Below are 9,985 nucleotides of genomic sequence, written 5' to 3' on the forward strand. Positions count from 1 at the left end.
CCTGAAAGAGCTTGCCACAGAGGGGCGGGAAGGGGATGGGCCGCGGTTAGCACAGCTGGCGCAAAGAAGAAACGCCTATTCGCTCCGCCGCAGCATCCAGCGGATCTCCCGAAGCCCCTGAAGCGGCACTTCGATCGCCAATTGCTGGCTTGGCCTCATGCCGGAAACATCGGAGAAGAAGACGTCCTCATCGATCAGCACATGCAGGCCCGGTGCCGCAAAAATCCAGGTCTCGCCATCGGGGGCGCCCAGAACAATGCTTTCGCCATCCCTGCGGAACAGATTGATCGCCGGATGGATATGAAAACGCACGATTGCCGTCAGGCTATCCTTGCCTTGTCCCTCTTCGGGTATCAGCCGGTCGCATCCCTTGATCTTGTCGCCCGCAGCGCTGAGCGCGATCTCGCGCTCATGAGTGTAGCCGAAGCTTTCGACATAGCCGTCATGCCGTGCGCGCAGCCAGTCATTGCCGTGCTTGTCGTCCCAGCGCTCGACATCGATCTTCGAAACGCCAGGTAGCAGGATAGAGCCGGCAAAGGACGAGTTGATCACCCGGCTGGACGATCTTTCTTCGATGATGACGGTCGAGTGGGCTGCAGTTGACCGGGCAAGATGCTTGTAAAAGCGATTGGCGAATTTCGGCGAGCCGGAATTGACGATGAAGCGATTGCGGCCAGACGACATTTCGAACGAGAGGCAACCCGCATGCGCGCCCCTCGATGCCGCGATCGAACTCGGGCATCCGGTGTCTGCGATGATAATCGTATTGTCGGCGCTGAGCCGATGATAATTCATCTGCGGCAAAGCCTTGAATGGCTTCCCGGCGGATTCGTCGTAACGCAGGACCGACATCAGCTCACTGGCCGAAGTCGAACCGGCACCGTTGAACAATGCGAGATCGCCATCTTGGTGGCGGAAGAAGCGCAAAGCCGGATACATGCGGTCGATCGCCGGAATGAGCTTGTGGGGCACATCGTGGCCGAGATTGATATAGGTCTGCCTCAGCGGCAAAACGTCGATCAGGATGTCGAGGATCGCGCGCGGATTACGTGAAACATGCCCGCCATCGGCAAGGATCTGACGATCGAGTTCGCGGTCGAGAAGCATTGCTTCCCGCTTTATACCCGTAACGCGCGTCGGTACGGATAGGGACGCCATCGCTAGTGCAGTCCTGACTCTGAGCCGGCTTTCGGCATCCGGGCAGCTGCCGGCGATCTTTCTCAGATAACTGATCTGGTAGGCAAGGTTCTTCATGAACCGCCGGTAGAAACCCGCTTCAGCCGCATGCAGAATGATCGTCGAATGGGACAGCCAGGCAATCACCCGCGTCGCCACGACATTCGGCTCCCAAGCGATGCCACGGCGCCTACGGCCATGGATGTTGATCCAGTCCGACACAATATGCCGCGCGTGAGCGCAACCGGCTTCGGTCCTGTCAGCCCTGATATGCCGGAGCCAGCCGAAACCGTGCAGGCGCTCGGCAAAAGCGCGTGAAGGCAGTTCAAGCTCGAAAGGAGAATCCCCCAGCGTCTCGAGCACCCGCCCCGCCAGCGGAAAGCGCCCCTCGAGAATTTCATGCGCAATGAAGGGATCGACCGGACGCAGGTCGGTCGGGGCAACGATCAGGCGTTCGGGAACCGATGTCAGCGGAGCAGACAAGGCGACGCGATAAGGCGCTATGCGGAGGCGCAAACGCCGCCGCATTTCCTTCATACCGGAAGCCAGAAGCCTTCGGCGATCGGCGAGCCGCATGGTCACTCTGGTTTCTCCGCCGGAATGGTTGTCGCTAGATCAGCTGAATCAATTTTAGATGGATGGCAAGTATGCTGCCGGTATGGTGAATAAAACCTTACTCGACGCGCAACACGCTGGCAAAGAAACCATCCATGCCGCCGGCAAAACCATCCGAAGGCGGGATCATCGCCGGCGTCGTCCTGAAATCGCCCTGAGCCGTGATTGCGTTTTCAAGCCCAGGCCAGTTCACTGGGTCGACCGGCACCCGCTTCACGGACGGAGTATCGGCCAGAACCCGTTCGATCAGCTCTTCGCCCTCCAGCGGATCCAGCGAGCAGTTCGAAAAGACAATCATGCCGCCGCTTTTCACCAGAGTCACCGCATGTCGCAGCATCTTTTCCTGAAGCGCCGCTAGCTTTTCGATATCCTGCATGCCCTTGGTCCAGAGCACGTCCGGATGCCGGCGCGTCGTGCCAGTGGACGAGCAGGGCGCATCGAGAAGAATGCCGTCGAGCTTTTCTTCAGGCGAATATTTGAACAGGTCCCCTCCCACCAGCTCGGCACTCATGCCGAGACGGCCAAGGTTTTCCTTCAACCGCGCGAGACGGTTGGATGATTGTTCGACGGCCGTTACCACTGCACCGGCTGCAATCAGCTGGGCAGTCTTGCCGCCTGGCGCCGCGCAGAGATCCGCCACACGCTTGCCCTTCAGATCCCCGAACAGCTTTGCCGGAATGCTGGCTGCAGCGTCCTGAACCCACCAATCGCCTTGGTCGAAACCTTCGAGCGCGGTCACCGATCCTTCGAATTCTCCAAGACGGATACTGCCGGTCGGCAGGACCCTTGCCCCGAGCTTTTCCGCCCATGCCTGCGGATCACGCTTGACCGTCAGGTCGATAGCCGGCGGCGTAAGCTGCGCCTCGGCAATCCGGGTTGCTTCCGCTTTGCCATAGGCGCTCACGAGCCGTGCACGGAACCAGTCCGGCACCGGCGAAATGGAAGCGGTTGCCGCCAGAACCTCGTCCTTTTCGCGCGCCAGCCGACGCAAAACGGCATTGACGAGTTTGGCGAAACGGCGATTGCGCGGATCGCGATTGGCCTGTTCGACAGCAAGATCGACTGCGGCATGGGACGGCACATCCAGATGCAGGATCTGCGCGGCGGCAACCACCAGAACATGCTGGAGTGCACGCGCGCCTTCCGGCAGCGGCGTTTCGATCATCGAGGCAATGGCCGCTTCAAGCCGCGGCAGGTGGCGAAGCGCAGTGGTCAGGATGGCGCGTGTCAGCGCCCGGTCGGCATCGTTCAGTGCCTTGTAGGCGGGATTGCCATGGGTCAGGTCCAGCATGCCATCGAGCGACGTCTTGCGATCGACGGCGGCTGCAAGCAGCTTCGCGGCCGTCGCCCGAACTTCGAACCCGGGTTTTCTCGGCTCGGAACCTGTACGATCAGGTGCCGGCTTCCTGGGCGAGTTTTTGTGCGGTTTCTTGTTTTTTGGCTCGTTCAAGACCAGGGACCTTTGCGCGGTTCATCCGATCCGCGGCCCCAGGGGTTGTTTGCACCTGAATTCGGCACGGAGCGCGCGGTGCGCTGGGGTCTACCAGCCGAAAACGATCCCGTCGACCCACCACCGCGAGACTCACTCGCCATTTGCTGAAGCGCAGCGATGCGGTTTTCGGTATTCGGGTGCGTCGAGAACAGATTGTCCATGCGCTCGCCGGAAAGCGGATTGATAATGAACATATGCGCCGTCGCCGGATTGCGCTCAGCCTCGTAATTAGGGATCGAATGCGCGGAACCGGCAATCTTGGCAAGCGCGGAAGCAAGCCACATCGGGTTACCGCAGATTTCTGCACCACGACGGTCGGCTGAATATTCGCGCGTACGGCTGATCGCCATCTGCACCAGCATGGCAGCGAAGGGTGCCACGATCATCGCAACGAGCACGCCGATGAACCCGAACGGGTTGTTGTTGTTCTCGCGATTGCCACTGAACAGGAACGCGAAATTGCCGAGCATGGAAATCGCACCTGCCAGCGTTGCGGTAATGGTCATGATCAGCGTGTCGCGGTTCTGCACATGCGCCAGTTCATGCGCCATGACACCCGCGACTTCCTCATGCGTCAGGCGCTGCAAAAGCCCGGTCGAGGCCGCGACGGCAGCGTTTTCCGGATTACGGCCCGTCGCAAACGCATTCGGCTGCGGATTGTCGTAAATATAAACCTTCGGCATTGGCAAACCGGCATTGGCCGAAAGATCACGGATCATCCGGTAGAATTCCGGAGCCGTGCGCTCGTCCACCTCTTGGGCGTGATAGGCGCGCAGCACCATCTTGTCGGAATTCCAATAGGAAAACAGGTTCATGCCGGCTGCGATCACCAATGCGATCATCATGCCGCCCTTGCCGCCGATCAGAAACCCGATCCCCATGAACAGGGCGGTCATGAAGGCCAGAAGCATGGCGGTGCGCATCACATTCATCGTCATCTCTCCGTTGCCGATTTCGTCCCTTACGCGATACGAATAATCGCCCAAGGGTTTTCTAGCGGTTATGAACGCCCTATCATGTGGTCAATTCGACCTGATTTTTCAATAAACCTTGCGGTGATGCGGGACATGCAAAGCGCGGACAACGACAACATGGAAAACATCTCTGAGGATGGTGCAGCGAAAAAGCCGCTTTCACCCGCGGCACAGCGCGCGCTGAAGGAAGCGGAAGAACGCCGCCAGGCAGAGGCCAAGGCCAATATGCCGGAAGAATTCGGCGGCCGCGGCGGCGCGGATCCAGCCCGCTTCGGCGACTGGGAAATCAACGGCCGCGCCATCGACTTCTAGATCGTGGTCCGGGACATAAGATAAAATTCCTATTGACTTCGAATTATGATCGGAATTTATTCCTTTCATGATCAGGGCGCTATTTTCCATCGCAGTCATTCTGTCGGTCTTCGTGGCCGGGGCGCAGGCACGCGACGAAATCTCCGGCCCGGTCTCTGCGGAAATTCTCCGGGTCATCGATGGAGACACTCTGCTGGTCGAAGCCCAGCCATGGCCGCAGCAGAAAATGGAAGTCTATGTCCGCATTCGCGGCATAGACGCACCTGAACTTAAATCGAAATGCGAAGCGGTGCGAGCAGCGGGGCAGGATGCCCGACAATCCCTCGAAAGCATGGCCGCGCAATCACCCACCATCCAGCTGACGCGAATTGCCGGTGATAAATATTTCGGTCGCATCGTTGCCGATGTCATCCTGTCGGACGGTCATAGCGTGGCAGACGGCCTGCTGCTCGCCGGCCTTGTCCGCAGCTATGATGGCGGCCGCAAGCCAAGAGAGACTTGCGGCAGCTGAGGGTTCTCAAATCAAGCGTCGACCTTGTTCTGACGATTGGCGATCAGGTCATCCACCACTGCGGGGTCGGCAAGCGTCGATGTATCCCCAAGTGCTCCGAAATCGTCCTCGGCGATCTTGCGAAGGATACGGCGCATGATCTTGCCGGAACGGGTTTTCGGCAGGCCCGGCGAAAACTGGATCTTGTCTGGCGCCGCAATCGGACCGATCTCGTTGCGAACATGCTTGGTAAGCTCCTGCCGCAATTCATCAGTGCCGGCATTGCCGGCCATCAGAGTCACATAGCAATAGATGCCCTGACCCTTGATGCCATGCGGATAACCGACCACGGCCGCTTCCGATACGAGATGGTGCGAGACCAGCGCCGATTCCACTTCCGCCGTACCCAGACGATGGCCCGACACGTTAAGCACGTCATCGACGCGGCCGGTAATCCAGTAATAGCCATCCTCGTCGCGCCGGCAGCCGTCGCCGGTGAAATATTTCCCCTTGTAGGTGGAGAAATAGGTCTGAATGAAACGTTCGTGATCGCCGTAGACGGTGCGCATCTGACCCGGCCAGCTATCGGTGATGCAGAGGTTTCCATCGGCAGCCCCTTCGAGAACATTGCCCTCGTTATCGACGAGCTGCGGTTTCACCCCGAAGAACGGCTTGGTGGCCGATCCGGGTTTCAGGTCCGTGGCGCCGGGCAACGGCGTAATCATGTGACCGCCGGTTTCGGTCTGCCACCAGGTATCCACCACCGGGCAGCGCTTTTCGCCGACCACGTTGTAATACCATTCCCAGGCTTCCGGGTTGATCGGCTCGCCGACCGTGCCGAGCAGGCGAAGGCTTTCGCGCGACGAGCGCTTGACGAAATCGTCACCAGCCCCGATCAGTGATCGGATCGCAGTCGGTGCCGTGTAGAAGATGTTGACCTTATGCTTGTCGACGATTTCCCAGAACCGGCCCTGATCGGGAAAATTCGGCACGCCTTCGAACATCAGCGTCGTGGCGCAATTCGCCAGCGGCCCATAGACGAGATAGGAATGCCCAGTGACCCAGCCCACGTCGGCCGTGCACCAATAGATATCGCCATCCTGATAATCGAACGTATATTCATGGGTCATCGCCGCATAGACGAGATAACCGCCTGTCGTGTGCAGAACGCCTTTCGGCTTGCCGGTCGAACCGGACGTGTAGAGGATGAACAGCGGATCTTCCGCCCTCATCTTCGCCGGCTCGCAATGCCCCTTCACGGTGGCGATTTCCTGATGGTACCAGATATCGCGGCCCGGCGCCCAGTTGGTCTTGCCGCCGGTACGGCGCACGACCAGAACCTTGTTCACCGTCACATACTGGCGCGCCGCGATATGGATCGCCTTGTCGGTATTCTCCTTCAGCGGCACCGGCTTTCCGCCTCGCACGCCCTCGTCGCAAGTGATCACGAATGTCGACTGGCAGTCGACGATGCGACCCGCCAGTGCCTCCGGTGAAAACCCGCCGAAGACGACCGAATGCACCGCGCCGATACGTGCGCAGGCCAGCATCGCATAAGCCGCTTCCGGGATCATCGGCATGTAGATGGTGACGCGATCGCCCTTCTTTACTCCGTGCTTTTTCAACACGTTCGCCATGCGGCAAACCTGATCATAGAGCTGGTTATAGGTGATCTTCTTGTCGATATAGGGGTTGTCGCCTTCCCAGATGATCGCGGTGCGTTCACCATGGGTTTTCAAGTGGCGGTCGATGCAATTGTAGGAGACGTTTGTCAGCCCGTCCTCGAACCACTTGATCGAAACCCGTCCCTTGAAGGACGTGTTCTTCACTTTCGTGTAGGGCTTTAACCAGTCGATCCGGCGGCCATGCTTGCCCCAGAACTTGTCCGGATCCTCGATGCTCTCCTCATACCACTTTTCGTATTTGTCCTTGTCGATGAGCGCTTTAGCCTTGGTGGACTTGAGAACCGGATAGACTTTTTCGGACATGTGATTCCTCCCTCACTTGCACCGTCGACCTGACATACGTCATCGGTGCGACATTTTGGCATTCATAGCAATTGGGGCGGAAGCGGCAATTAGACAAATGGCTGTGAGGGTCTGAAATGCGATCGACAAGGATCCTGTTTCAGAGAATTGCAATTCTGTCCTAATTCGATTATACGGCGATGAATTCCCGGAAATTGTGGTTGATACCCACGGCCCGCGACACCGGCGCGGACGGACAGAGGAACTATACCCATGGCTCAACAATTGCTTATGCCGAAGGCCACCGCAGTATGGCTTGTCGACAATACGGCCCTCTCCTTCGACCAGATCGCGCAGTTCTGCAAACTGCATCCGCTCGAGGTCAAGGCGATCGCCGATGGTGAAGCCGCCCAGGGTATCAAAGGCCTCGACCCGATCGCCACCGGCCAGCTTTCCCGCGACGAAATCGAACGCGGCGAAAGGGACATCAATCACAAGCTGAAGCTTTCCGAGCCGAAGGTTCGCGTTCCGGAATCCAAGCGTCGCGGCCCGCGTTACACGCCGGTCTCGAAGCGCCAGGACCGCCCGAACGCCATTCTCTGGCTGGTTCGCAACCACCCGGAACTGAAGGACGCCCAGATTTCGCGTCTCGTCGGCACGACCAAGTCAACCATCGAACAGATCCGCGAGCGCACCCACTGGAACGCCGCGAACCTCGCTCCGATGGACCCGGTAACGCTCGGCCTCTGCTCGCAGATCGACCTCGACCTCGAAGTCGAAAAGGCTTCCAAGAACCGTCCGTTGCCAACCGCTGCCGAACTCGGCGCGTCCCTGCAGCCGGCATCCGAGACCGAAAACCTCGGCTTCGGCGATTACCGCAATGAGCGTGAGGAAGAGAAGGAAATCGACGCAGACGCCGTCTTCGCCAAGCTTTCCTCCCTCAAGTCCACCCGCACCGAAGAGGAAGACGAGGAAGATCGCTTCTAAGCGTTCGCCTCTCTCAAGGAATTCAAAAGCCCCGGATCATCTCCGGGGCTTTTCTTTTTGGCTCATCCGACCGGCGCCGCCGTGCTCTTTTCTTGATGAGCAAAGCCGTTCTTCCAAAGAGTTTCCCGAACCACATCCAGCGCCCCCGGATCCTCGATCGTCGCCGGCATGGTCCATGGCATGTCGTCGGCAATCTTCTGCATCGTGCCGCGAAGGATTTTGCCTGATCGGGTTTTGGGCAGTTTCGGCACCACCATCACCGTCTTGAAGGCGGCAACCGGCCCGATCTCGTTGCGGACCATGCCGGCCACCTCCGCGGCGATCTCGGAAGTTTCCCGTGAAACATGGTTCTTCAGCACCAGGAAACCGCAGGGGATCTGACCCTTGACCTTGTCCTTGACGCCGATGACCGCACACTCGGCGACATCCGGATGTCTTGCACAGACCTCTTCCATCGAGCCCGTGGACAGCCGGTGGCCGGCGCAATTGATGATATCGTCGGTGCGCGCCATCACGAAAATATAGCCGTCGTCATCGATAATCCCGGCATCTGCCGTCTTGTAGTAACCGGGAAACTCTTCGAGGCAGTTTTCGCGGAACCGCTCGTCGGCATTCCAGAATGTCGGCAGGCAGCCTGGGGGCAGGGGAAGTTTGAGGACGATATTGCCGAGTATGCCTTTTGGCACGGGCATGCCGGCATCATCGACCACATCGATTGCATATCCCGGCAGAACCCGCGTCGGCGAGCCGGGCTTGAACGGCATCAGGCCCAGCCCCACCGGGTTTGCAACGACAGGCCAGCCGGTTTCCGTCTGCCACCAGTGATCGATCACCGGTACCTTCAGCTTTTGCTCAGCCCATTTGAGCGTCTCCGGGTCGAGGCGCTCGCCGGCAAGAAACAGAGCCCGCAATCCCAGCAGATCATGGTTTTCGACCAGTTCGCCTTCGGGATCATCGCGACGGATCGCTCGAAATGCCGTCGGTGCGGTGAAAAAGACTTTGACATCATGCTCAGCAACGACGCGCCAGAATGTCCCGGCATCCGGTGTTCCAACCGGCTTCCCTTCGAAGATAACACTTGTATTGCCGTTCAGAAGCGGCGCGTAAACGATGTAGGAATGACCGACGACCCAGCCGATATCCGATGCTGCCCAGAATACCTCACCGGGTGAGACACCGAAAACATTCGGCATCGTCCATAACAGCGCCACCATATGCCCGCCATTGTCGCGCACCACACCCTTTGGCTGCCCGGTCGTGCCGGATGTGTAAAGAATGTAAAGCGGGTCCGTGGCGTTTACCGGCACGCAAGGCACGTCACGTCCCCGCGCTGCTTCGACCATTGCGGCAAAATCGAGTTCACCCCGTTCAGCATCGAGCGAAACAACGAGTTGGGGGCGCTGCAGTATGAGGCAATTGTCAGGCTTCACCGCTGCCAGTTCGATCGCCTTGTCGACCAGCGGCTTGTAGGCAACCACACGACCGGGCTCCAGCCCACAGCTTGCAGAAATAATTAGTTTCGCTTGCGAATCGTTCAGCCGCGCCGCCAGCTCCTGTGCCGCAAACCCGCCGAAAACGACGGAATGCACCGCGCCGAGACGGGCGCAGGCGAGCATGGAAAACACCGCTTCCGGCACCATCGGCATATAGATGACCACCCGATCACCCTTGCCAATGCCGAGATCTGCAAGCACTGCAGCAATCGCCTTCACTTCGGAAAGAACCTCCGCATAGGTGAAGCTTTTGCGCTCCCCGGTCATGGCGCTGTCGTAAATGAAGGCGGCCTGCTCACCGCGTCCGGCTGCGACATGCCGATCAAGGCAGTTGAAGCAGGTATTCGTCTCGGCCCCGACAAACCAGCGGCCATAGACACCCTGATTGGAGTGAACCCCTCGGGCTGGACCATCGAAACAACGCAAACTAAGCCGCCTGCTGGGCGAGTTGGGTTTCAAATTCTGCTGGCGACAAATAG

Annotated in this window: 7 protein-coding genes and 1 pseudogene; 3 read left to right on the plus strand and 5 right to left on the minus strand. The window is 58.9% G+C overall.

Translation table 11 applies throughout. The annotated features are described in order from the left end of the window. Positions 1-75 precede the first annotated feature (75 nt). From GGE33_RS25160 to htpX, 3 genes are all read right to left on the minus strand, one after another. Entirely contained in the window at positions 76-1,752 is a 1,677-nt protein-coding gene (locus GGE33_RS25160) for a heparinase II/III family protein (RefSeq protein WP_183829643.1), read from the minus strand. 97 nt (positions 1,753-1,849) lie between these two features. Further along, positions 1,850-3,247 (minus strand): RsmB/NOP family class I SAM-dependent RNA methyltransferase, encoded by a 1,398-nt coding sequence (locus GGE33_RS25165; RefSeq protein WP_394353694.1) that lies wholly within the window; start codon positions 3,245-3,247, stop codon positions 1,850-1,852. Further along, positions 3,238-4,215, minus strand: coding sequence for a zinc metalloprotease HtpX (htpX, locus tag GGE33_RS25170; protein WP_183829598.1), 978 nt, complete (start codon positions 4,213-4,215; stop codon positions 3,238-3,240). Before htpX ends, GGE33_RS25165 begins: the two co-directional genes overlap by 10 nt. Positions 4,216-4,350: 135 nt before the next feature. On the opposite strand from htpX, the gene GGE33_RS25175 reads away from it, so the two are divergent. Together GGE33_RS25175 and GGE33_RS25180 are read left to right on the plus strand one after the other, a co-directional pair. Beyond that, positions 4,351-4,569 (plus strand): DUF1674 domain-containing protein, encoded by a 219-nt coding sequence (locus tag GGE33_RS25175; RefSeq protein ID WP_148143801.1) that lies wholly within the window; start codon positions 4,351-4,353, stop codon positions 4,567-4,569. A 67-nt stretch (positions 4,570-4,636) separates the two neighbouring features. Further along, positions 4,637-5,080, plus strand: a complete 444-nt coding sequence (locus GGE33_RS25180) for a thermonuclease family protein (protein WP_183829601.1) — start codon at positions 4,637-4,639, stop codon at positions 5,078-5,080. A gap of 11 nt (positions 5,081-5,091) precedes the next feature. Here GGE33_RS25180 and acs read toward each other — a convergent pair whose 3' ends face one another. Beyond that, entirely contained in the window at positions 5,092-7,047 is a 1,956-nt protein-coding gene (acs, locus tag GGE33_RS25185; RefSeq protein WP_183829604.1) for an acetate--CoA ligase, read from the minus strand. Positions 7,048-7,299: 252 nt separating this feature from the next. Here acs and GGE33_RS25190 point away from each other — a divergent pair, with 252 nt between their 5' ends. Next, positions 7,300-8,013: a DUF1013 domain-containing protein gene (locus GGE33_RS25190; protein WP_183829607.1), complete on the plus strand. Its 714-nt coding sequence runs from the start codon at positions 7,300-7,302 to the stop codon at positions 8,011-8,013. Between the two features lie 62 nt (positions 8,014-8,075). On the opposite strand, the pseudogene GGE33_RS25195 reads toward GGE33_RS25190, so the two are convergent. Next, positions 8,076-9,923: pseudogene (locus GGE33_RS25195) on the minus strand (AMP-binding protein); the annotation flags it as partial. Positions 9,924-9,985 lie beyond the last annotated feature (62 nt).

This window comes from Aliirhizobium cellulosilyticum, from assembly GCF_014198105.1.
Lineage (GTDB): Bacteria > Pseudomonadota > Alphaproteobacteria > Rhizobiales > Rhizobiaceae > Neorhizobium > Neorhizobium cellulosilyticum.